The sequence below is a fragment of the Sporosarcina aquimarina genome, from assembly GCF_019748715.1.
In the GTDB taxonomy this organism is placed as follows: domain Bacteria; phylum Bacillota; class Bacilli; order Bacillales_A; family Planococcaceae; genus Sporosarcina; species Sporosarcina newyorkensis.
This window is the reverse complement of record NZ_JACLBZ010000014.1, coordinates 71,330-94,862: the sequence shown is the minus strand read 5'-3', so window position 1 is coordinate 94,862 and position 23,533 is coordinate 71,330. Positions and strand designations below refer to the sequence as shown.

Genomic DNA, 23,533 nt, shown 5'->3' with positions numbered 1-23,533 from the left:
AGAACGGTCCTCTTTGGACCAATGCTTATTTTTGGAAACCGTTCATTTGTTGTTGAGCCTGACGCACTAATCGCTTAGTAATTTCTCCGCCGACGGAACCGTTGGCACGCGATGAAGCATCTGGTCCAAGTTGTACTCCAAATTCAGAAGCAATTTCTTCTTTCATTTGGTTAAGTGCTTGTTGTACTCCTGGTACTAAAAGCTGGTTTGAGTTGTTGCCGTTGCTGTTGTTTGTCATGTCGTTGTCACCTCCTTGTGACTATAGAATGGTCACTTTTCGAAATTTCATGCAGGAGATTCGACAGGAAATATTTTCTTTAAAGCAAATCATTGAATTCCTCTTCGTTCTGTTCACTTGGAATGATCGTGATACGCTTGTTAACCGCTTCTTCCACCATAGCTTCAAAATTCTCGAAGCTTTCGTAATAACGTACTTTTTCTAATTGCGGTTTCGTTTTGGCGCTGGACGGCGCAAATATGGTACAGCAGTCTTCGTATGGACGGATTGATATCGGATACGTTCCGATTGTCTCTGCTATTTGAATAATCTCGAGCTTATCCATTGCAACGAGTGGACGCAACACCGGTGTAGACGTTACTTCATTAATAGCCGTTAAACTTTCTAATGTTTGACTGGCTACTTGACCAAGGCTTTCACCTGTAATCAGTCCAAGTGCATGTATTTCTTCGCGGACACGATCTGCAATTTGCATCATCATCCGTCTTGTCGTTGTCATCGATAAATTACTCGGTACTTGCTTAACAATCGCTTGCTGCAATTCTGTAAATGGAATAACATGCAAGCGGATAGTAGCTCCGAACTTCGTCAACTGACGTACAATATCTTCTACCTTTTGTTTTGCCAAGTCACTTGTGAATGGAGGGCTCGCAAAATGTATCGCGTCAAACGATACACCTCTTTTCATCATAAGATAGCCTGCAACCGGACTATCGATTCCGCCGGATAGCAATAAAAGCGAATGACCATTTGAACCGACCGGCATTCCTCCCGCTCCCTTATAAATATGAGAAGAAATATAAGCTGCACCGCGTTGTATTTCCACGTATAATAAAATTTCAGGTTTCTTCATTTTTACGATCAATTCAGGAAACGCGCGAAGTACATGTCCACCGAGTTCTTGTTGCAATTCTCCTGTGACGAGCGGGAAAGTTTTATCTGTTCGTTTCACTTCAACTTTAAACGTTTTACCCTCTGTTTCAGTATTGCCGATCACATCTAGTGATGTCTGCTTAATCGCTTCAAGTGTCGGTTCGCAAATCGCAATTGGACTGAAGGATTGGATTCCAAACACTGTTGGCAAAATCTCAATCGCTCGGATTAACTCCTCAGGACGCTCCGTATAAAGAAACATGCGATCTCGTTCTGCGCGCATTGTCAATGTCGTAAGTTCTTGCAAGGCAGCTTTAATATTTTCTTTTAATTTGCGGACGAATTTACTTTTATTCTTCCCTTTTAGAGACATTTCACCATATCTGATTAAAATGGTATTCCAATTCATTTTCCAATTCCCCTTTTCAGCAGCTGCATCAATTGACGTACAGCTACCATTATCTGATGAATTTCATCTATTGTCTGATCTTTTCCGAAGCTGATACGGATTACACCCTTCTCGAAGTCTTTCGGCAAACGGATTGCCTCAATTACATGGCTCACGTCCGAATTTTTCGAAGAGCAGGCACTTGACGTTGAGACGATGATGTCTCGTTCTTGTAAAAAATTAACGACTACTTCTCCAGTAATATTTCTAAAAGCAACCGATAGTATATAGGGTACGCTCGAATTTGGCGCTAATACTTTGCAATCATCAAACTCTGCAAAGAATTGTTGCAATTCATTTTTCCACCGTCTAAATTTTTCCAAATCCACTTCTTCCGCTTGCAAACGTGCGGCTTTTGCGAATGCGGCTGCATGCGGTACGGAAACTGTACCATTTCGCAAGGTCGCCTCTTGTCCACCACCAAATGAAATCGGCTGAAGCCTCAAATTTTTTCGAAAAGCTAAAAATCCACTGCCTTTAATTCCATAAATTTTGTGAGCGGAAACTGTAATGAGATCTGGTCCATCCTGAAAATCAGCCGGCAATAACTTTCCGAAACTTTGGACACAGTCCGAATGAAAGACTGCACGCGATGTACTATGGATGATCCTAGCACTTTCCTCTATTGGTTGAATTGTACCAATTTCATTATTGACATGCATGATACTGACCATAATTGTATCATTTCGTAAAGTAGACTCGAGTTCTTTCAGTGAGATTCTTCCTTCTTCATCGACTTGTAAATAGTCGACAGTAAAGCCCTGTTCTTCTAAGTACTGAAATGTACGGAACACGGATGGATGTTCTACTACTGTTGTGATCAAATGTCTGCCTTTATGCTGATTCGCTAAAACATATCCGACAATAGCAAGATTATTTGCTTCCGTTCCACCCGATGTAAAAACTCCTTCTGTAAGTCCTGTCCCAATGGTATCCAATAATTGTTTTCTTGCACGTTCCAGCAGCTTTTCTGTTTGTTTCCCTGCAGCATGCAAAGATGCTGGGTTTGCAAAATAATTTGTAGAAACCTCTATAAATGTGCGCAGTACCCTTTCATCCGTTTTTGTCGTCGCACTGTGATCAAAATACACATTTCAAACCTTCCTTCTTAATCAGAATGAGCGAAACAAAGCCACCGGGCAAACCGGTGGCTTTGTCGGAATATAGTTACACTTTATGATGAAGCATTTCTTGAATTTTCTTCATGGCGCCCGGTTCGACGTCTTCAACAGCGGTAGCTGCCTCTTCCAAAGCTTTCATGTAGCGGAATTGCATAAAAGAATCTTCCGCTTGTACTAATTTCTGATGCACTTCTGGATGAGAAGCGCGATATCGATTGCCGTACTGAATAATTCGTTCGACTAACATCGCATTTTCAATCAAATCTTCCGCTTTTTTGCATACATCATCGACAACAGTCGTTGCTTTTTGAATATACGACTCCACTAAAGCCATATTAAGCGGGACATCTTCCAAACTTTGTTTGACAAGAAAAATTTGTTCATCTGCTTCTTCCAACTGGATTTCCATTTCATCCGGAATACCAGGGATATTCGCACGATGCAAATTGCGATCCGCAGCCTGAAGTTGTTGCGACAATGCCAAAAGACGCGAACGTACTTGATTTTCATCGATTCTAAGATTTTTTATACGATTCGTAAATCTCTCTTGTTCTTCCGCCAACAGATCTAGTTCTTCTGCTATTTCCTGCAATTCTGTCTGTAGGCCGGAATAAGCGGATACATGATTATCCTGGCGTTCAATGAATACCTCGATACGTTTTGCCAACGCATTCAACTTTTTCATAGCATTTTGCGGAACTTGAGCTTCTTTTTCATCTAAACGATAACTTTGCTGTACAAAATTCACTTCACGTATCGTATCTTGAATCGTTCCTTGCAGCTCTTCAAATAAATCCAACACCGCTTCCCATCGGTCCTCAACATAATGTCGGGAACTCACTTCTTCCTCCAAGACATCATAGAAGGAGTCAATCCGATCGTGAAGCTCCGATACTTCTTGCCCAACTTCTTTCACTTGCAACTCAACAAGCTGTTGTCGAAGTTCGGTAAGGCGCTGTTCAATTTCGTCAAACTGCGAAGTTAGGTTGAGATGTCCCAAATAATAGGCTTGTTCTTCCATTTCTAAAATCCCGATGCGTAGTTCACGTAATGCAGCAGGTATTTTTGATTGTAACTCCGTCAGTAACGAAGGAATTTCATGGATAATATGAGATAGCCTATCTCCTTTAGATGCCAATGAAATAACGATTTCTCGGGCTTGTAGATAGTTCCCATTTGCGATCAAGGCATCGTATTCATCAAATCTCGGATTAAACGACTCCCATTCCTTCTCAAGTGGTTCAACGGCAGGCCCGTATGAGTGTTGATGTGCTAAGATTGCTTTTCTTGCCGCATAATGCTGCTCTTTAATCGTTTCCATTTCAATGCGGTTTTTCTCTTCGCTGCCGATTAACTCATTCAGTTCCTCAAGGATGGCATGCATTTCCTTTTCGCACTGAGACAAGATTTCTTGTATATGCTTTTCTGTTTCTGTTGCTTTTTTGAAATGGAATCGATCCACGTGATCTTCCACATCAAATAATAATGAATCCACTTTTGGAATACGATCATCAACGACTTCCGTCCAAGTGCTTCGCCAACGCTCGAACATCTCTTCCGTTTGGCCTGTCATATTCAATTGTTTCACTTTCGTCATTTCTTCAAATATCGGTTTATGTTGAATTTGTAATTTTTCTTGTTCCAATCTTCCAATTTCTTGTATATGCTTTCGCCTAAACAGAAATGCGATTACTGTCAGAACGATGACAATAATTAATGGAATGATGAAATATTTCATCGCATTATGATCCCCCTATCCCACACTTCGCGCATAAAGTCATTACTCTAGATATTATAGTATATCGTAACATGTTTAAAGCTTTTTCGTCTTGAATTAACATGTTTTTTGAGAAATAACAGATATTTTATCAATTAGACGCGGTTTTTAGAGGGAAATTCGGTAACTTTACTCTTCCTACTCTATGCATCTCGGTGTAATGGATCAGGTAATCGTCAAAAATCCTTCGGAGTTCAGCATTGCGGTAACATGATGCCTGAGAGCGAAAAACTCATATCGCTGATTTCCAATTTGAATGACAGTTCCTGGATGTGCTGTTCCAATCCGAATTTCTCCAACCTCATCAGTTTGGATATTCGTCTTCACGCCAGCAGCAGAACCTGTTTCATCTAGGTCAATATGTCTTCTGCCAATTACTTCGCCGCCACGACAAACACCTTTGATGGCAATGTCATGTAATGCAGTAATTGAACAGTTGTAGACACCTTTCGACATAATATGGATTTTCCCATTGCTATATAATATGCTATTCAGCGCAAAGGAGGCTTGCAATACCGATTCAGGCCAACTCTCTTCATTATATATTTGAAGCAACACGTCTGCATCGTCTATTAATTGTCGCAAATAAGAGATGGTTGTTTGTTCTTCTCTCAGCGGATCGGCAAATAATAGATACAGCCGCTCGGAAAGTTCCAGCCATTCTTTCTCCAATCGTCTCGAATGGTTCTTGACAACTTGAATAAACTGTTTGTTTAATTGCATGAAATCACTATATTTCTGTTCTAATAAAAGTTGAATCGCTTGTTTCAAAATAAATGGCGCTATTTCTTCCGCTTTCTCGCCACGTAATGTAAATATTTGAACAAGCGCCAATTCGATATTACATAAATAGGAAAGAACTTCTTCAAGATCTTTCAACAACATCGAAATCACTTTTTCCTGTATCCCAACCGTAACAGTGGAAGAAAAAATACTTCCTTTAATAAATACTGATTTTGTTCCTCGTATGGAAGCCTTCGTGCTGTTTTTTATGATCGTAATCGACCCAGACGCTGCTATAAACATTGAGGGATGTATACTGCCGCCAATCCAGACATCCCCATCAAAATAAATATTTCCGCTCTCCAAATTAACGTCAGCAGAATGTCTATATTCTCGATTAACATCTATTTTCACCAATTTCCCGCGCCATTCTATTACGGGTCTTCCATCAATTTTTGCATAAACTTTATTTTGAAAAACTTTCACATGCCGACCCGATTGCATTATGATTTCCTGCGGCGGTTTTACCGGCCTTTCTTCATCAAATAAACTCTTCCCCGCGATTCCTTCCACCGGTGGACTATATGTTGCGATCAACTGACCAGCTTGAACAGTAGGGATGGGATCTTGCTCCCGATAATCTACTCGTTCATGCTCTTCTGCTTGTTCTTTATCAAATTTTAAATGAATAACCAGCGCAGCATCTTTACTTTCAATTGGCGCAGTCCCTTTTGCCACGACGAATTCTTTAACTTCCAATGAATTTGCCGCTTCTTTTATAGCATCCATACATAAACCGTTCTCAATCCCCATTTTTCTCAGTTCATCCACAAAGCTCTCTGTTTTTAATTCGTTAAAGTTTTGCGTTTCTTCTGTTACTTGGATATTCAGAACCGTTTCCCACTGTGTATCCATCAATGTACGTGTAATCGTTTTTCCCGGTGTCACGATAGCCTTTGCGATCATATCGTCATCCTTTAATTGAATGACGAACTGAGGATCTAGCTTTTCTGCTTTTGCTTTGCAAACGATTTGATCTGTGGGTAAAAGAATTGTACGCCGTGCCACAATATCATCGTTAATTCTTAATTCGGTCCCAGCGGACGGAATAATCATCGGATATTTCTGATCTTCAAAGTGCGCTTCCAGTTGTCCGTTGTGAATTCGTACGACAGATTGGTTTTCCATAATTTTTTCTTTCTTTTCTTCCACTTCTGTAACTGAGACTTCTGCTAAAACTTTTTTCAGTCTGAACATGGATGTTCCAGCAGGTCGATTTACTCGAACAGACACTTCATCCAATGTGAGCCCCAATACCTGAAGCGCTTGCTCCAACGCCTGCTCTACAGTCTCTGCTTGGATCGTAACAGACCTTTTCACACTCTCACCTCCAAATCAATAGTCCTTTATCTCCATTTCTATTATATCATAAAAAGAATCTTTTCTACTACTATTATCTCAAATTTCTGATTAATCGACTTTCAAAGACAAGAAATCAAACAGAATCACTCTTCCTCGTTCACATTATTAGGTCAGAGGTGCGGTACAGTATTTTTCATTCAGTTTCTGGTAAACTACTTAGTAGAAAGAGGTGGAATGAGTGGATTCTAAAGATCCTTTGCATGAAGACTTGGATGATGAAGAGCTACAAGAACTAGTGCTGGAAGCGCAACGTGAAGCGCTTGAAAAAGCAGCTACTGAAAAGAACGAACGCCGCGTATACCGCCCATTTCCAAAATGGATGTTTTGGATCATGGCGACAACATTGGCAGTCAGCACATTCGCTATTGTATTTCAAATTTTTTCGATTCCAGCAATTGAATTTTTAAAGACCTCATCTGAACTCTCAAGAAACCCGCAAGTTGCTGCATATAAAGAAGCTGTTGTTGTCGTCTCAACCGGGGATGGTAAAGGGACTGGATTTTCTATTAGTGATAAAGGTACAATCCTTACAAATTATCACGTGATCGAAGGGAATGAATCGGTTATGGTCTTTTTCCCTGAGGGACAGCGATACTCTGCCACAGTCACTCGTACTTTCCCAGACATTGACCTCGCTATTTTAGAAGTGCGGGGAGAGGATCTTCCCTATTTAGTGTTGGCCGAACAAACCCATTTTGATGAACATGAAGCTATCACATTCATTGGCAACCCATTAAGTTTTTCAGGCATAGCCAATAATGGGTATGTACTTGATTATATTCAATTGCCTGATTGGGACCGCCCTGTCGTGATGATCCGAGCACCAGTTTATCGCGGCAATAGCGGTAGTCCCGTGATCAATAATGAAGATGAAGTAATCGGTATTATTTTTGCTACTTTAAACGAAGACAACCATGGTAAAGTGGGGCTTTTCATTCCGATTGACGCCTACTATGAAGCATTGGATAATTTATGAGTATAAAAAAAGTCGGCAAAGGACTTGTCCTTCACCGACTTTTTATTTTTTTATCGTTTTGCTACGAGTAAAAGTCTGCCTTTATCAAGCTCGCTTTCGCCTTCTTGCGCTTCAGCTTCAGTCAATCCAACTGATTGCATTTCACTGCGTAATGTATCTCCACGAGAAGTAAACATATTCTTCATTTTATTAAGGAAGCCCATCTCCCCCATTCCAACTTGTTCAGAATCTAACGCTTCTGCGATTTTGTCTTCGCGATCCTGATTGTGTGCGAATATATAAATATCGTCATGTGTGTAGCCTTGAGTCACTAGCTCTTCAATCTTCTTTTTTGCTTGTACTGCATTTTCTAAGAAAAACTTTTCCATTTGTAAAACCTCCAAATAATTGTTTTCCGCTCTATTCATCTATACCTATTCAGCCTGCCTTTCAAACTTCCTCTACACACTTCGCGACTTTTTACCCATTACCTTTTCACCTAACTAATATAAACTGCTCACTTCCTTTATAAGCAAAAAATCTCCATTTGTTTAGAGAACATTCGGACTATGCTATACTAACTCTATAATTTATTAGAAAATAATAGAAAAAGGATGGGAACATTATGTCGACAGATCGTTTGGAACAAGGTTTACGCAAAATCAAAGAATATGTTAGCGAGGAAGAAGCAGAACGGATGATGACGTCCGATACATTAAAAGATCTAGCACCTGATTTACGAAAGTACATCGTAGAGTTTGGTTATGGAGAAATCTATTCTAGGCCTGGATTAGATAGTAAACAGCGACAGTTGGTGACGCTTGCTTCTCTTGTGACGCAAGGTACAGAACCACAGATTAAGACACATGTAAAACGAGCATTGACGGTTGGTTTGACTAAAACAGAAATCGTCGAATGCATTATGCAACTAATACCTTACGTCGGCTTTCCGCGTGTTCAAAATGCTTTGTCTGCCGCAAAAGAACTTTTAGAAAATGAATAACTCTACAAAATGCCGGTCGAGAACATTTTCTCAACCGGCTTTTCATTACCATCTATAAATTGCCGCTATTCCGGTATCGACAGGCATTCGCTCTTCTGGCAAGACGACTACTTCCCCGCCGCTTTTAAAAACAATTTCAGCCAAGTCGTCCATCACATCATCAACAGCTGTATTCTTCAGGTTTTCTGTCTGAATTTCTCCTGTATCCAAATTAATTCTACCTGGGTACAAACGGCCGTCTTCTAACATAAGACGACTAATCCGATCTTCACTGGCGGCTTGAACAACTTGCTCTATTTTTTCAGAGCCTTGACCATTAGACCTTGCGTTCTCAAAACTATCTACTAGTTTCTTTGTTTTTTCTAAATAATTTGGTTCAATGCATTCCCATGCGGTTTTTCGTAATTGTTCTAAACTCAGTGCTTCAAAATCAGATTTGATTCCGATTTGCTGCAAGTGCGGGTTGTGGCTCAGTTCTTTAAAAGGCGTATGGTACTCTGTCAACGTGACCAAATATAAAGGCAATCCACTTGGTTTGGAGTAATGCTCTGCAACCGTTCGGTCGACATAGCGGAAATAACGCTCAATATCTATATCGATTTCGTCTTTTTTACTTCCATGCCCATGCATCATTGCGGTTCCGGCAGCTCCACTTGAATCACCTGCACCTAAGTATGATTCGGTCACTTGATCACCGATTGCTTCCGCTTTAGTTTTTGCCAATCCTTCAGGTATTTCCACTTCTTCTACACCGTAGCGATTTCCTTCAAACAATTTAAACTGTTGTCGATTGACTCCTAACAAATGATAGCGATCTGCCGATTGGAATACTCGGATGAGAGGCTTGATATGGAAGCTTTTTGAAACGATTGCCAATTCAGGAACGGGCCGTTGGAGTCTATAGGCAATACAACGATCTTTCGTCGCAAATAACGCTAGTCCATCTCCTGCATGAGCCCAAAATGGCCTCTCGCCTACTAGCTTTTCAAGTGGCTCAAGTAAGCCCTTCACTTCATTCGCAGGATATTCTTTTTCTAGTTCTTCATGTACTTTTTGTAATAAATTTTTAAATCGTATTGGATCTTGCTGATTTTCAGGACGATAACGGTGGGTCGGTTGATAGATTGAGATACATAGCTCCGCTTGCTCCCTCAAAAATTCATGTGGAAATTCATTAACAATTTCGACGTTCATCCTAATCCCTCCAGTTCAAATTTTCCTGCCTTTTAACAGCGCAGGCTCTAATTTATTTGTTCCCCTTTCATCTAAATGTAAACTCCGTCCATCTTGACTATTTACAATTCGGTTGACATGTAATGATATATGGTATATAATAAGTATTTGGTATTGATAACTGATCTGACACAATAAATGGCGTTCTGCAGATGTTTTTCGGAACACTTATTCATCACTGGCGCGACTATAGGGTCGCAAGGACGCAAAAGTAGGTAGGGTTTGCGTTGCTTAAGTAAAACAACCAGTAGAACAACAACCGCGGCAAATACGGTTTATTCAGATTCTACATGATGTATAGAAACCAACACACTTATGATATAGAGAGATCCAACATAATAAACTGGTAAGTTATCAAAAGTAAGGGCTGCTTCCAAAAGAGGCAGCCCTTCCACAATTTTATACAGTAAACAGAACCGCCCGAAAAGTTTTTTTCACTTCGGGCGTTTTTTTGTATAACGAAAAGGTTGCCACGGAAAGACCTTCCACGGCAACCTCTTTTCATTTCTTCATTAAATAGAGTGTAATGCTTGTTCGAGATCAGCTATCACATCATCCATATGTTCTAGTCCTACAGATAACCGAAGCAAGGAGTCCGTAACGCCCATTTTTTCTCGTTCTGCTTTTGGTATTCCTGAATGTGTCATTGTCGCGGGATGTTGCATCAATGTTTCCGCATCACCTAAACTAACGGCCAATTTCACAAGCTCCAGTTTATTCAGCAACTGCTGTGCTTCCTTTTTACCACCTTTAATCGTAAAGGAAATCAATCCTCCACCCATTTTCATTTGCTTCTTCGCAATCTCATACTGTGAATGTCGATCATCAAATGGATAAAAGACTTCTTCTACTTTCGGTTGTTTTTTCAGATAATCAAAAAGAATCTTGGCGTTGGCAGAATGTCTATCCATACGCACAGGCAACGTTTTGATTCCCCGCAGCAATAACCAAGCATCAAATGGCGAAATCACGCCGCCATAATCTTTTTGAACAGTACTGCGAATAGTCGCTATTTCTTCTTGATCTTTCCCTACCAATAATCCTGCGATTACATCCCCATGACCATTCAAATATTTCGTTGCACTATGCAACACAAAGTCTACCCCGAATGTCAGAGGTGTTTGGATATAAGGCGAACAGAATGTATTGTCTACGATCACTTTCAAGCCATGACGTTTGGCAACATTGACGACAGCCTGCAAATCCACCAGCTCCATCGTCGGATTAATTGGAGTTTCTACATATATACATACCGTTTCAGGCGTTACCGCTTTTTCAATTTCTTCTTCTGTCGCCATGGAAATTAGATCATGTGTGATACTGTATTTTTCCTGCATTATTTTTAATAAACCAAAGGTACATCCATAAATTCCGCGAGAACAAAGCACATGATCATTCGCCTTTGTAACATGGACGAGCACTGCACTAACAGCTGCCATTCCCGATGTAAAAGCCAGTCCCGCTGAACCTTCTTCCATTCTGGCAATCCGTTCCTCCAGTACACCAACAGTCGGGTTTCCTAAACGTGAATAAATATTACCACTCTCTTCACCTGCAAATCGCCGCTCACCTTGCTCGGCCGAATCAAATACATAGGTTGCCGTTTGATATAAAGGTACAGCGAGACTACCTTGATGCTCTTTACTATTATACCCTTCATGAATCATTGCCGTTTCTTTATGCCAGTTGTTATTCTTTTGCATGTTGATTCCTCCTTCTACTACCTTATTCAATTAATCATATGAAAGCGTATTTTCGTTATACTATTTTCAGTGTAACGCGAATTCTCGAAAAGTGAAAGAATCGTTTCTCTAAACTTCCTCCATATGTATAAAGCTTGACCTAGGACTAATTAATTGGTATGCTATTCTTTGTGTAAAATAGTTGCAGCAGTTATGTGTTCCATTGTGTCCAGTCTATTCCTTTATAAAGGTGTATCGCGTAACCTCGGGGCTGCAGAGGCGAAGATGCAAGATAATAGAATGGCAAATGGATTGAACATATCTGGTCTTATTTTACAACAAAATAAAACCAACAGAGGAGGAGTCTCTCATGGCTCGATATACAGGTCCATCATGGAAACTGTCACGCCGTCTTGGTATCTCACTAACCGGCACAGGTAAAGAAATTGAAAAGCGTCCATACGCACCAGGACAACACGGTCCTAACCAACGTAAAAAACTTTCCGAATACGGAATGCAATTACAAGAAAAACAAAAACTACGTTTCATGTACGGTGTAAACGAACGTCAATTCCGCACGCTTTTCAACAAAGCAGGTAAAATGCAGGGAATTCACGGTGAAAACTTCATGATTCTTCTTGAAACTCGTTTAGATAACGTTGTATACCGCATGGGTCTTGCTCGCACTCGTCGCGCAGCTCGCCAATTGGTCAACCACGGTCACGTACTAGTAGACGGCAAACGCGTAGATATCCCATCTTTCGCTGTAAAACCTGGTTCTGAAATCTCTCTTCGCGAGAAATCTCAAAACTTAACTGCTGTTGAAGAAGCGCTAGAAGTGAGCAGCTTTGTTCCTGACTATGTGACTTTCGACAAAGATTCTAAAAAAGGCACGTTCGTTCGCCTTCCAGAGCGCAGCGAATTGGCTGCTGAAATCAACGAAGCATTGATCGTTGAATTCTACTCTCGTTAATTAGTTTGCATTGCAAACCATGGTATTAAAAGCCTTAGAAACCTTGTTAAATCAAGGTTCTGGGCTTCTTTTTATTTATTCATGTAAGTATTATAATGCACGTTAAAGTATATAGTTGGGGCTAATAAAAAACAGCATAGGCGGCTAATATACCGATTATTTATGGACCACTCAAAATAGAGTGGTCTTTTTATTCACCACAATAACCAATCCTCAATTATCGGTTTACTCTCGCTAATTAGAACGCTTAGTAAACGACAGTATTCAAAATCCCCGAAACTGCTTATGAACTGCACCCCAATTGTTAGACACAATCTAACAATTGAAGGTGCAGTTTTTCTATGGCTAAATTTACTGCAGAAGATAAATTACAAGCAGTTAATCAGTACTTAAACGGAAGTGAGAGTTCTCGTGAAATAGCTAAATCTTTAGGAACTGATCATAAAGCGATTCTTAAATGGGTCAAACAATATGAGTACAATGGTGTCGAAGCATTCATAAAACGATGTACAAATTACACCCAACAGTTTAGACTGGACGTACTAAATTTTATGGTTGGAAATAGTACGTCCTTGAATGAAACTGCAGCTATTTTCAAAATAACTTCTCCTTCAACGATTCGTGTTTGGAAAAGACAATTTGAAACACAAGGAATTGATGCCCTTCAGCCAAAACAAAAGGGGCGTCCATCCATGAAAAAAGAGTCACATCCATCATCAAAACCATCCGCTACTGAAAGATCAACGGAAGTGCTTGAAGCGCGCATTAAACAGCTTGAGATGGAAAACGAGTATTCAAAAAAGTTGAGTATCTTAGTTCAAAACAAGGAAAAATCACCAAACAAGACAAGCACAAGTAGTCTATGAGTTAAGGCATAAATATCCGGTGAAAGCACTCGTGAAGCTTGCTGGCATTCCACGCTGCACATATTATGATTTAGTGAAACGAATGAATCAGTCTGATCCAGATGCTGATTTAAAAGTTGAAATCAAAGCGAGTTATGAAGAACATGAGGGACGTTACGGTTACCGTCGTATTCGTGATGAGCTAGCGAATCGTGGAAAGAAAGTTAATCATAAGAAGGTTCAACGCATCATGAAAGAGTTAGGTTAAAGTGCTTGGTACGTATGAAAAAGTATAAATCATATAAAGGTACGGTTGGTAAAATAGCGCCCAATATTTTAGACCGCAATTTTACCGCAGATACCCCAAATAAAAAATGGGTAACCGACATTACGGAATTTAAATTATTTGGCGAGGAACTCTATTTATCGCCTGTTTTAGACTTATTTAATGGAGAAATTATTACGTATACAATAGGCTCTAGACCTACGTATTCACTTGTTTCAGATATGTTGGAGAACGCTCTAGAACGCTTGCCAGAGGATCACCAGCTAATGATGCATCCGGATCAAGGTTGGCATTATCAAATGAAACAATATCGTCACACCCTTGAAGCAAGAGGAATCGTCCAAAGCATGTCTCGTAAGGGCAACTGTTACGACAACGCGATGATAGAGAATTTCTTTGGGATTATGAAGTCGGAATTCCTCTACTTAAAAGAATTTGAAAGTGTAGAACAATTTAAAATAGAACTAGAAAAATATATCAATTATTATAATACGAAACGGATGAAGGCAAAATTAAAAATGAGTCCGGTGCAATACCGAACTCATTTTACTCAAGTCGCCTGATGAAATTAATCAGATCACCAGGCTTTCTCTGTGGCATATGGGAACGGCTGCTAATATATATTATCAATCAGAAATATTCGTTTGGAATTTCGTAGAAAGTAATATGCGCGAAATGAGTTCTCTTCCACTTGTAACACGCGGATTCGTCTTTTACTGATCGAACCATCCTTGGCCATATACATAACCTCTAATATTTCTCCATACTTTACCTACTTCTCTAATATTTTACGCACACTCGCCCCCCTTTTTCTCATTATATCGTATGAATGTTCGTATACCAATGGTATGTATTGTAATTATTAAAAGTGGACATAATGAGTATGAGGTGATGAATGATGCAAATCATATTGGTGAAACATAACGTTAAAGGGGTGTAATCATGCTTTCAGAGAGAGTTGAGTTTGGTGACAAGGGGTCAAGTAATGAATTGAAAATGTTAATGGAACTTTTAAAATCTGGATCTATAGATGAACAACGTATGCTTGCACAAACACTATTAGAATTGGGCGATAGGCATAATACAAAAAGAGAGCCGCTTTCTAATTAGCGGCTCAATAAATTAAAATTTATTATTCATTATCCATTTTAGGATTTTGTGCATGAAGCTTCCAGTATAGTTCTACAAGCTGTTTTTCATATTTAAAGTGCAACTCGTAAAAATACATATGCCATCGTGGATCGATATGTTCGTAGTATTTGGCTAAAGTACCGTACAAACTGGTCTTCTGAAGAAGGTCTGCTAAACGCGGGTCCATTTATTCTCTCCTTTTTCTTATCAATATGATAATGTATTCTCTAAACTGGGTACTGACCGGGCAAATAAAAAAAGCGACTCCGTCTGAATGGATAGAGTCGCTTATGTTATGGGTATTTTGCATTTTTCAGATATTCCGTCGTTTCTATTTCTGCGCCATTTTCATAAGCAGCACCGAAGAAACGTTCTTTTGAAAAATAATGGTATTCGTATGTTCTTTCCGGGTATTCCTTAAAAAATACACGCGTGTAAAATTTACCCATTTAAGCTTGTATAATTATTATCCCAAGTTATCTTTAATAAAGTTCCTGTTTTATATTTAAGAAGCTTTTCACAATTTTATCTATATGGATCATTTATAATAACTTTCCTTAGTCTATTATGGCGCTGCTGGAACTATATAAGCACCTGTTTTACTGTAATGTATAATTCCTTGGTTTGTAGGATGGTAATGCTTTGTTGTTGGATTGTAATAATCTCCAATTGATTTTCCTAAATCTACTCTTTCTTTATTTTCATTAATCATTTTTCCTTTTCCAGCATATGATTTTAATAATGCATTAGCGTCAGCTCTTAAAACACTTCTTCCTGGTATGAAATTACTGTGACCTATTATGTGTTTACCTTGTTTTCCAGAATGAATAATAAGTTTATGAGTAGTGACTAATGAGTTGCCTCTAAAAACTTTTAATAATCTTGAACCACCTTGAATAACAACTCTTGCAATTAAGCCTAAAAACATAGGTTGTACTTCAAATCCGTTTTCGTCATACTGTAGATTTTCGATAGGTTTTTGATCAGAAGCTGTTGTTTGTGCTAAAGCTATACTTGGAGAAATCATATTTAAAAATAGTGTGAAAGATAACAACAACACAAAAGGTTTTAGATATTTTTTACTTATTCTGATCATTTTAAATCCCTTCCAATATTTTATATTCGAGGTTAATCAAAGCATAATAAAAGAATAAATAAACAAATAAATAAAAGTAAAAAAGAAAAGATGGAGAGTTAGACAGATTTAAAAGAAGAATGAAGATGAGTACACCCATTTGCTTCAGTCAGTTTAGAAAAGTTCAACCTACGGTAGTAAGCTGCGTGAACTCACACCTGAAGAATTAGAACTGTATAATGAGCGAGCAAAATTCATTGAAGAGGGTGAAGATATTTACTAAAGAATTGATATCAGTGCGGGAAAAAAGTAAAACATCCCCGTGAAAGGGGTAATATCACGGCTCCTTTAATGGTTCCCCTCAAGTATAGCAAGTTCGTATATCATAGCATATATCATGAATCTTTTTGAATACGATCAGAAATCTTCTTTTTGGCAAGGCGTATAGACTGTTGGACCATGCTTTTACTGACACCTAAACCCTCTCCTATGTCACTCATGCTTTTCTTCTGCCCCTTGTGCAACAGGCAGCACTGACGCTCTCTCAACGAAAAGGAGGAAAGTATGTCAGCGAGTATTATCTTTTCTTCCCTGGTCATGAATAAATGCTTTTTGTTTATGTCATTTTCTTCACGTAGTTGCGCTTCCAAATCAGGCAGCCAATCCATATTTTCGTAGGATCTTTTTTGATAAACATTACTTTCTTCCGCTCCCCGATAAGTCCCTGGTTGACGTCCTGTTTCCATCCATTCCAGAGAGTAAGACATGAATTTAATCATAGAGTTGAAATGCTTCAGATCCTCCATCTCAATCGGATTGTTTCTATCCAGCAGATCCGCCCAATCCAGCATGTTGTATCCCCCATCCTATCGTTGTCTAAATGTTCAGCCCTTTTTCCGTCCATACGTCGGCATGTTCGAACCCATCAATTTCCTCCAATCCCGCTCGCTCAACCGCTCGTTTCTCTTCTTGCTTGTCCGAGTATCCTTTTTCACTTTCGCTTGTTTGACCAGCTGCACGAGTCCTTTTTCAATGAGTTGTTCTTTTAAAGTTTTGTTCATTTCCCCACTCCTTTCATAAATGTTGCCAAAACTATCGTTTTTGGGTAAAAAAGTCCCAGAGAGCAGTTTCCCTTGTGCAACAAATAAAAAGGACACCAAACAACAGCGTTACGCCGTTCCTCAGTGTCCCTGGTTGTTCCAGTAGACTTATTTAGTTATGCATATCCTTTCATAGTCCTGCGTTTGTACCAACCAGATATGAAAAGCGTTGATATACTGCCGTCTAAAGCATTGCAAATTACAGACTTCAAAGAAATCAATAGCTTGTAAAACTAATTTTGCTTTATATCACTTATCAAAGACTCATTAAACTTGACTGATTCTTCCCACTGGGGAAAATGACTTGAATTTTCGAACCAAATAAGTTTTTTTGTCGTTTTTATTGTGTGATAGTAATCCTCTACTAACGCGGAAGAAACATGCCTATCATGACGCCCCTCAAAAAACGTAACAGGGACATCGAAACTCTTGTATTCACTAAAATCTATTTTCATGAGCTCTTGCCACAAATATTGTATTGATTGTAGACTCCCTTTTTCACGATTAATTAAATCTTTAAATGTGTACTTTGATGAAAAAACGAAATCCCTTACCAGTTGGTTATAATTGCTTTTACCATATAAAGAACGTCTGTATCGTACCACTAATTTAGTAATAAATAATAAATCGTTTAACCAATCTTTTTGAGTTAATGAAAGGTCAATACTTTTCAATCGCTGAATAAGCTTTTTTTTATTTTGTTCTTGAATTTCTTTCAGAACAAAATCATATTGACACTTTAACCCTTTTTTTCATGTTAACTACTTGACCAGATCCAAAATAACTATATACTAGATGAGGATATTTTTTAATAAAAATTAAGCCTAGTACACTACCCCACGAGTGCCCTAAAAGGTAAACTTTTTCTTGTTTAAACGTTTCTAACAAATAATGAATTAAACTGTATACGTCTTCTATATAAGTTTCACTAGATATTTGTTCCTCATTAGAAAAAGTATAGTAGGATTTCCCAGCCCCTCTTTGTTCCCAAACTACAACATTAAACGTTTTTCCAAGTTCTGAGTTATATTTATAGATCAGTGGTAAAGCAGCATCACCTGGACCACCATGCAAATACACTAAAAGAGGCAGATTGTTATTTTCACCAAAAATAGAAATAAATTGTTTTGAAGAGCCTGTTTTTTATATATTTTGACAGTTGAGTTTTCATTTTCTTATCCTACCTTACTATCGTTTTTGTGATTCAAGATAACATCTTTATATTTGTGACTCTTCAACAAGTTGTGCGCTTGACTATATATTCTATTACTGGTGGATGCTTTCCATAACCCTGAATTATATATTGTATCATTTCCCCATTTTATTTTCTTGACGTATAATTTTTTTAATAGGGAACTTGAGAATTGAACGTCTAAGTAACCCATCACGATAACTCATAGCGTTAACTGTATCATTCATCTATTCACCCACCTACCTCTTCGTATAACTAACCTCATAAAACAACGGCTTATCATCCTGCCAGTTGAAGATTTGCTTCCCAAATCCCTCTCCCTGCTTGTCCGTCTCATCTATAGACTTATCTATCACTCGATAAACCGCGTTTTTATCCAAACTCACCAGCGCCGCATTTTTCACTTTTACAAACTTGCCTGCTCTCTTAACGTATACTTCTTCTTGAATTACACCCACAGGATCCCTCCTTGTGTGTTACAATAACGTCAGCCATGACGGGAGAGATCCTGTCTTTTTTATTTACAAACAACTTCATCAATAAAAATAAAATCTTAATTGTTCTTGATTATCCATAGTTGCCAATAAAATATCTTTTTCACTAACATTAGAAATTGACATTTTATGTTCTAACCAAGCAATGTCTTTACCTATCTGGCTTAATTCAGCGAGATCTATTTTCCCTTCTTTGATAATCGTCTTTGAAATAGAAAAAGGATCTTTCACTAATTGAATATCTTTCGGAGTTAATGCCTGGAGTTGTGGCGATAAGAAAAAAGAAATGGTTCCATCAGGTTCCCACATTGCAAGGGCGACTTGATTAATTTCTGCAACTTTTGCTTTTCTAGCTTCTGATAATAAATGGTCTATTGTGATCCTTGCTTTACCCAATTCTTTATACAGAATTTCTCCATTTTCTATTAAAGGGAAAGGAGATGGTTCTAACCATTTTCCAAATCCTCTCGACTTCAAAGAAACAAATACACATAGCAAGTAAAGAGCAATTAGCACCCCTGTCGTAATAATTGAACCTTTTAATCCTAACTGCTCGTCTGATAAAGGGTGTGCAAGTATATTTCCAAGTATTAAGGCTATAGTAAAATCAAGAAGCCTTAACTGTGCAATTGAGCGGCGTCCCAATAATTTGGTTGCCAAAAGTAAAACGGAAAATGAAACTATTGCACGTAATATCCATTGAATACTTGTAAGATTTTCTTGACCATAAAAAAATTCCACTTATATTTCCACTCCGTTTCTCTTTCAACATTTCAAATTATTGTTGCCATAAAATTTAAAAACATGAGTGTTTCCCATAGGATACCTCTTTGTGTATTACAATGTTGTTAGCCATGCCGCGGAGGGATCCTCGTCTTTTTCAATTCCCAAACAACCCAAATCGCTGATGCTCAATAAACCCCTGCTCCGCCTGTTCCATCACAACAAGTGCAATACTACGCCGATTAGTCTTAAACGCTTTTGTCAATTCGCTAATATCAGCGCCATCACCCACATCTGCCGGAAGCGGAACAACTCACTCTCTAACCACTGCCACTTGACTGTGGCATCTTCAAATAGCAAATAGATCGGTTCATATTTAGCGACCATTCACTTTCACCCTTTCTGCTACACTCTTCGCATATCTCAACTGCCGCCAAACATACGGATCATCATGCTTGCCTCCGCCGGCTAACCAATCCGCTATGCGTTTGTGTATGTCTTGTAACGCTACGATCGGTAGCTGGTCCGATATCTTCGTTATTTCTGCTATTGGATTTTTGCTCATGCTCTTCACCTGTTGTCCAAAATTTACTATGTTTATTTACAGCCTCACTCGCTGAAACTGTGATTACACCAAATGGTGAGTGTAGACCGCGCTTTGCGGTCTGTTTGTCATGAGAGTTTAGCGTGAAGCTCTTTCTCACCTATCTGCATTCGTTCGCCTGTCTGAACATCCTCCAAGATATAGACCAGCTGCGACAGCGATATTGAGTCACCTCTAACCTTGCCGTTGCCTGCTACTCCTGTCACGACTTCGTTTAGCTTGCCGTCGATATCATAGGTTTCTCCTGGCTGGATAATCGGGCGACCTTTGTGAATTTTCGGTTTCATCTGACCCCTCTTGCGCTTTTCCTTCGACTTTGCAGTAAGATTTGACAGAAGATGATTCATTTGTTACAATTCCCCCATCAATTAGGAATAGGATGAGGGCGATGGTTCGTCGTTTGAAACGGTTTAAGAATGTTGCTACGGCATTAAGCTTCTAAGTAAAAAATGATTTATACTACTTAGAAGCGAGGAAAAAAAATGAAAAAACATCGATTTAACCACTGGTCTGAAATTAAGTATTTAAAAGATATTGTCAACAATCCAATGATTGAAGTAGGGGAGTACTCCTACTATTCTGGTTATTACGATAATCAAGATTTTGAAGATGGGTGCGTTAGATACTTATGGGGAGACGAAAAATCAAGAAAGTTATTTAACCCTATCGAAGACTATGGTTGGCATTTAGATAAGTTAATTATTGGAAATTACGTATGCATTGCAAGTGGTGTAATTATTTTAATGGGCGGAAATAACAATCATCATCCCGAATGGATTACCGTGTATCCGTTTGTGGAACAAATTGAAACTTCTTACGAACCTAAAGGCGATACAATCATCGAAAATGATGCCTGGATTGGCATGAATTCGATGATTATGCCTGGTGTGACCATTGGTGAAGGTGCCATTGTTGCGGCTGGATCGGTCGTTGCAAAAAATGTCCCACCATATACGATAGTAGGTGGTAATCCTGCAAAAGAGATAAAGAAACGCTTTACAGACAAAGAAATCGAAAAGTTGAAGGAAATGCGTTGGTTCGATTGGGAACGTGAGAAAATTGAACGGGCCAGCCATATCTTGTCTGGTTCTTCTATTAACCAGTTATACGACTTCTATAAAAAGGAAATTAAACCCTAACGTTTCTTTTTTAAATCTTCTCTTTAAATAAAAACGAATAAAATTAAGTAATAGTCTCTTCTTAATAGCTAATTAAGAAGGGACTATTTTTTAATGTGAAAACTCATTGTTGTGCAGCTTTTGTCAATTGTGTATCAAAACTCCCTACGCCTTCCAAGCCTTTCGCCTTCCCGCTTACCATTTATCCAGCCGTGATCATAGCCAGCATTTACTCCTGCTATGTAACCGTTGCTACGACCGATCCAGTAAAACAGCATGGAAATGGTTAGAGCGGATACTATAAAAAATATCGTGCATCGCTTTCACCCCACTTAACAAATCCACCTTAACTGTCCGTGTGTTTCTTGAATAAAATCATTTGGTTGTTCAGAACTTAATAGAACATCGAATATCGCTTCCAACACATCCACCACAATGCTATTGCCTGCTTGGTGATAAAGCGTGCCATTAAGAAAGTCGCGCCTGCGTGGATGCTCTTTCTCAGCGGCATTAAAGTCCTCATCATCAAAGCACATCAAATGCCAGCACTCCTTTTCTGTCAGCAACCGATAATTTTCTTTTCCGATTGGTATAATGCCGCTGTTCGGACAACGCATTTGCTTCGTGGTTATTGTCCATGCATATTCTTTGATAAGAGTGAGCCTGCCACCAAAAGGGTTGGATCAACACCTATTTTGTTAAGCATGTTTGGCTGAGTGATAATGTACCGATCGTCCGCTTTGTCTTCGATGAAACTCCAAATATCTTGCATTGGCTTTTTCTTAAGTCTCGCGAAATTGAAAACTGATCCACACAGTCTGCTTACGACAAATACTCTTTCCCTCGCTTGAGGAATCCCGAAGTCTCGAGCATTAAGCACATCGAAATTATTCGTATAACTCAATCTTTCCATATCTGATAAATAACGATCAAATTCCAGCTTCATTCTTTTCGACAAGACATTTTTCACATTTTCCCCAATAACCACTCTCGGCTTCCATGTACCCATGCTTTCAATAATCTTTAACGTTTCGAATATCAAACTACTTCGGGTTCCATCAGCCCTGGCTATTATAGTATCGGTTTGTCTTGTTCAACAGGTACTCAATGTACTGGATCTGGAGTATTACAAGGTAATTAACCTCAGTGCCTGCAGTAGACTTTACTAGTCTATTGTAGGCACTTTTAATACTCCTAACTATCCTTACTTACAACCTCGAATATTTGCAGGCTGTAAGAATATATAGTTTTGTATCTTCCAAATATCATTTCTACATCCAGCAATAATTTTAGTTATAATGTAAGCTAGCCGATAAATTAAATTAAATTAAATTAAATTTATTATTGTAATTTTGTATTTAAATACTCCATAGCCGCTTGGAGACTTTGAATGGTATCAACATCTTTAGCTTTTAGTTTCGCCTCTTCTAAGCCTACAATGACTTGGTGCACTTTCTCTGATTCTTGATACTTCCTCATAGTAATTCCATCGTCTGTCGCGAACATTTCAACCAAAGTCCCGTGTTCCCATTTCTGTGTTCTTCCGACTTCCATAGGAATAACAATCCTGCCTAACTGATCTATCTTCCTTACAATTCCAAGTGCTTTCATTTGTATTGCGCCCCATTTCCTTTAGATAGTTTATTTACGATTATCAATTGATTAGTTTTAAATAACTAGTGGCAACTAGACAAGTGTGCTATAAATTAAAGTTCAAGGATAATTAAGATATAATCCCATTAACCTTTGGCAAATGAATACTTTAACAGCTTAAACTCCCTCACGTCGTCATCCCCTCTCGCGCAGCTATCGCCACCTCTGCAATTTGCAACTTCGCTTCCAGTGCATCCATCTCCCCCTTGATCTGCTGCTAGTCCACTTTATCTGAGCGGGGAACCATGTAGATTCCGCCGTTGTTTGTCCAGTTAGGAATCAGCTACACCTCCAAACCTTCGATCCCCATTTCAATTTGCTTAGTCCAAACAACTTGACCATTAACTTTCTTTTTCACATTCCGCATTTGGAAGTAGACTTCGCGCGGATTGGCTGCTGAGTTAAGTTTTAAATAATGCAGCTCTTATCAAAGTAGGCATCGATAGAACTCAACCAACTGCGCGAGTCCATCCAGAACGCGCGACAGAATCAGAGTTGTGTAAATACTGAATTTCTCTACGTTGCAATCTCCTTTCGTTTAATTTAGAGGTCACGAATGTGATAGAGTATCCCTCCGTACCCAGAGATCGCGGCAAACTCGGAATCATCTACATTAAAAAAGGATTGGACGAGATCGAGAAAAAGCTACTGCTTGAAGAAGAGTTCTGCCATCTGTATGCACACCACGAAACACAGTTAAGCGTAGATCAATATGCTATTGCGAAGTGCGAGAACCAAGCAAAGCGCATGGCCGCACGTTTTGCTTTGCCGTGATAGCCGGATGTTGTTAATTTGCGCAGAGGACGCATCGATTTCTTTTTCAACTGTAGCAACTTCCGTAACTTCCGCTTCTATAGAAGAGAC

General features: G+C 39.0%; 26 protein-coding genes and 1 pseudogene. 7 read left to right on the top strand and 20 right to left on the bottom strand.

Translation table 11 applies throughout. The features are described 5' to 3' along the window. Nucleotides 1–25: 25 nt before the first annotated feature. The 5 genes from H7J92_RS08025 to H7J92_RS08005 all read right to left on the bottom strand — a co-directional run bounded on the left by H7J92_RS08025 (nucleotide 26) and on the right by H7J92_RS08005 (nucleotide 6,560). Nucleotides 26–238, bottom strand: coding sequence for an alpha/beta-type small acid-soluble spore protein (locus H7J92_RS08025; protein ID WP_078816891.1), 213 nt, complete (start codon nucleotides 236–238; stop codon nucleotides 26–28). 79 nt (nucleotides 239–317) lie between these two features. After that, nucleotides 318–1,520 carry a tRNA uracil 4-sulfurtransferase ThiI gene (gene thiI / locus H7J92_RS08020; RefSeq protein WP_078816892.1) on the bottom strand — a complete coding sequence of 401 codons (1,203 nt, stop codon included), beginning with the start codon at nucleotides 1,518–1,520 and terminating at the stop codon, nucleotides 318–320. Then, complete coding sequence (locus tag H7J92_RS08015; protein ID WP_221836416.1) at nucleotides 1,517–2,650, bottom strand: cysteine desulfurase family protein; 1,134 nt, start codon at nucleotides 2,648–2,650, stop codon at nucleotides 1,517–1,519. The genes thiI and H7J92_RS08015 overlap by 4 nt, the downstream gene beginning before the upstream one ends. Nucleotides 2,651–2,726: 76 nt before the next feature. Then, nucleotides 2,727–4,418: a septation ring formation regulator EzrA gene (ezrA, locus tag H7J92_RS08010; RefSeq protein ID WP_221836415.1), complete on the bottom strand. Its 1,692-nt coding sequence runs from the start codon at nucleotides 4,416–4,418 to the stop codon at nucleotides 2,727–2,729. A gap of 204 nt (nucleotides 4,419–4,622) precedes the next feature. Next, nucleotides 4,623–6,560 (bottom strand): flagellar assembly protein A, encoded by a 1,938-nt coding sequence (locus H7J92_RS08005; protein WP_221836414.1) that lies wholly within the window; start codon nucleotides 6,558–6,560, stop codon nucleotides 4,623–4,625. 220 nt (nucleotides 6,561–6,780) lie between these two features. Between H7J92_RS08005 and H7J92_RS08000 the strand changes: the two genes are divergently transcribed. After that, the gene (locus tag H7J92_RS08000; protein WP_221836412.1) at nucleotides 6,781–7,578 is read left to right on the top strand and encodes a S1C family serine protease; all 798 of its coding nucleotides are present in this window, start codon (nucleotides 6,781–6,783) and stop codon (nucleotides 7,576–7,578) included. A gap of 50 nt (nucleotides 7,579–7,628) precedes the next feature. Here the strand turns inward: H7J92_RS08000 and H7J92_RS07995 are convergent, their stop codons facing one another. Further along, complete coding sequence (locus H7J92_RS07995; protein WP_246602668.1) at nucleotides 7,629–7,946, bottom strand: YflT domain-containing protein; 318 nt, start codon at nucleotides 7,944–7,946, stop codon at nucleotides 7,629–7,631. 236 nt (nucleotides 7,947–8,182) lie between these two features. Between H7J92_RS07995 and H7J92_RS07990 the strand changes: the two genes are divergently transcribed. Continuing rightward, the gene (locus tag H7J92_RS07990; RefSeq protein WP_078816898.1) at nucleotides 8,183–8,560 is read left to right on the top strand and encodes a carboxymuconolactone decarboxylase family protein; all 378 of its coding nucleotides are present in this window, start codon (nucleotides 8,183–8,185) and stop codon (nucleotides 8,558–8,560) included. A gap of 45 nt (nucleotides 8,561–8,605) precedes the next feature. Here the strand turns inward: H7J92_RS07990 and H7J92_RS07985 are convergent, their stop codons facing one another. Together H7J92_RS07985 and megL are read right to left on the bottom strand one after the other, a co-directional pair. Then, nucleotides 8,606–9,754, bottom strand: coding sequence for a baeRF3 domain-containing protein (locus tag H7J92_RS07985; protein ID WP_221836408.1), 1,149 nt, complete (start codon nucleotides 9,752–9,754; stop codon nucleotides 8,606–8,608). 551 nt (nucleotides 9,755–10,305) lie between these two features. Beyond that, nucleotides 10,306–11,496, bottom strand: a complete 1,191-nt coding sequence (gene megL / locus H7J92_RS07980) for a methionine gamma-lyase (RefSeq protein WP_221836405.1) — start codon at nucleotides 11,494–11,496, stop codon at nucleotides 10,306–10,308. 349 nt (nucleotides 11,497–11,845) lie between these two features. Here megL and rpsD point away from each other — a divergent pair, with 349 nt between their 5' ends. From rpsD to H7J92_RS07965, 3 genes and pseudogenes are all read left to right on the top strand, one after another. Beyond that, complete coding sequence (gene rpsD / locus H7J92_RS07975; RefSeq protein ID WP_078816901.1) at nucleotides 11,846–12,448, top strand: 30S ribosomal protein S4; 603 nt, start codon at nucleotides 11,846–11,848, stop codon at nucleotides 12,446–12,448. Nucleotides 12,449–12,789: 341 nt separating this feature from the next. Continuing rightward, nucleotides 12,790–14,142: pseudogene (locus tag H7J92_RS07970) on the top strand (IS3 family transposase). 379 nt (nucleotides 14,143–14,521) lie between these two features. Beyond that, on the top strand, nucleotides 14,522–14,689 hold the full coding sequence (locus H7J92_RS07965; protein WP_176132484.1) for a hypothetical protein: 168 nt from the start codon (nucleotides 14,522–14,524) through the stop codon (nucleotides 14,687–14,689). Between the two features lie 22 nt (nucleotides 14,690–14,711). On the opposite strand, the gene H7J92_RS07960 is transcribed toward H7J92_RS07965, so the two are convergent. The 9 genes from H7J92_RS07960 to H7J92_RS07920 all read right to left on the bottom strand — a co-directional run bounded on the left by H7J92_RS07960 (nucleotide 14,712) and on the right by H7J92_RS07920 (nucleotide 20,185). Further along, the gene (locus H7J92_RS07960) at nucleotides 14,712–14,897 is read right to left on the bottom strand and encodes a hypothetical protein (RefSeq protein ID WP_078816902.1); all 186 of its coding nucleotides are present in this window, start codon (nucleotides 14,895–14,897) and stop codon (nucleotides 14,712–14,714) included. A gap of 378 nt (nucleotides 14,898–15,275) precedes the next feature. Next, nucleotides 15,276–15,806 (bottom strand): polymorphic toxin type 50 domain-containing protein, encoded by a 531-nt coding sequence (locus tag H7J92_RS07955; protein WP_078816903.1) that lies wholly within the window; start codon nucleotides 15,804–15,806, stop codon nucleotides 15,276–15,278. Between the two features lie 374 nt (nucleotides 15,807–16,180). After that, a complete protein-coding gene (locus tag H7J92_RS07950; protein WP_078816904.1) occupies nucleotides 16,181–16,636 on the bottom strand; it encodes a hypothetical protein in 456 nt (151 codons plus the stop codon). A 33-nt stretch (nucleotides 16,637–16,669) separates the two neighbouring features. After that, nucleotides 16,670–16,846, bottom strand: coding sequence for a hypothetical protein (locus H7J92_RS07945; protein WP_176132457.1), 177 nt, complete (start codon nucleotides 16,844–16,846; stop codon nucleotides 16,670–16,672). A gap of 765 nt (nucleotides 16,847–17,611) precedes the next feature. Beyond that, nucleotides 17,612–17,965, bottom strand: coding sequence for an alpha/beta fold hydrolase (locus H7J92_RS18045; protein ID WP_221836404.1), 354 nt, complete (start codon nucleotides 17,963–17,965; stop codon nucleotides 17,612–17,614). Between the two features lie 351 nt (nucleotides 17,966–18,316). Next, complete coding sequence (locus tag H7J92_RS07935) at nucleotides 18,317–18,535, bottom strand: glycosyltransferase (protein ID WP_221836402.1); 219 nt, start codon at nucleotides 18,533–18,535, stop codon at nucleotides 18,317–18,319. Between the two features lie 78 nt (nucleotides 18,536–18,613). Then, complete coding sequence (locus tag H7J92_RS07930) at nucleotides 18,614–19,312, bottom strand: DUF421 domain-containing protein (RefSeq protein WP_221836399.1); 699 nt, start codon at nucleotides 19,310–19,312, stop codon at nucleotides 18,614–18,616. 358 nt (nucleotides 19,313–19,670) lie between these two features. Next, nucleotides 19,671–19,859: a DUF6877 family protein gene (locus H7J92_RS07925; protein ID WP_221836396.1), complete on the bottom strand. Its 189-nt coding sequence runs from the start codon at nucleotides 19,857–19,859 to the stop codon at nucleotides 19,671–19,673. 107 nt (nucleotides 19,860–19,966) lie between these two features. Continuing rightward, a complete protein-coding gene (locus H7J92_RS07920) occupies nucleotides 19,967–20,185 on the bottom strand; it encodes a hypothetical protein (protein WP_221836394.1) in 219 nt (72 codons plus the stop codon). A gap of 195 nt (nucleotides 20,186–20,380) precedes the next feature. On the opposite strand from H7J92_RS07920, the gene H7J92_RS07915 reads away from it, so the two are divergent. Next, on the top strand, nucleotides 20,381–21,037 hold the full coding sequence (locus H7J92_RS07915; RefSeq protein ID WP_221836392.1) for a CatB-related O-acetyltransferase: 657 nt from the start codon (nucleotides 20,381–20,383) through the stop codon (nucleotides 21,035–21,037). Between the two features lie 311 nt (nucleotides 21,038–21,348). Here the strand turns inward: H7J92_RS07915 and H7J92_RS07910 are convergent, their stop codons facing one another. The 3 genes from H7J92_RS07910 to H7J92_RS07900 form a co-directional block, all read right to left on the bottom strand. Next, nucleotides 21,349–21,633, bottom strand: coding sequence for a DNA cytosine methyltransferase (locus H7J92_RS07910; protein WP_343228080.1), 285 nt, complete (start codon nucleotides 21,631–21,633; stop codon nucleotides 21,349–21,351). Nucleotides 21,634–21,644: 11 nt separating this feature from the next. Further along, nucleotides 21,645–22,088, bottom strand: coding sequence for a DNA cytosine methyltransferase (locus tag H7J92_RS07905; protein WP_425516856.1), 444 nt, complete (start codon nucleotides 22,086–22,088; stop codon nucleotides 21,645–21,647). 269 nt (nucleotides 22,089–22,357) lie between these two features. Beyond that, complete coding sequence (locus H7J92_RS07900; protein WP_221836387.1) at nucleotides 22,358–22,627, bottom strand: AbrB/MazE/SpoVT family DNA-binding domain-containing protein; 270 nt, start codon at nucleotides 22,625–22,627, stop codon at nucleotides 22,358–22,360. A 600-nt stretch (nucleotides 22,628–23,227) separates the two neighbouring features. On the opposite strand from H7J92_RS07900, the gene H7J92_RS07895 reads away from it, so the two are divergent. Beyond that, nucleotides 23,228–23,443 carry an ImmA/IrrE family metallo-endopeptidase gene (locus tag H7J92_RS07895; protein WP_221836386.1) on the top strand — a complete coding sequence of 72 codons (216 nt, stop codon included), beginning with the start codon at nucleotides 23,228–23,230 and terminating at the stop codon, nucleotides 23,441–23,443. Nucleotides 23,444–23,533: the final 90 nt, after the last annotated feature.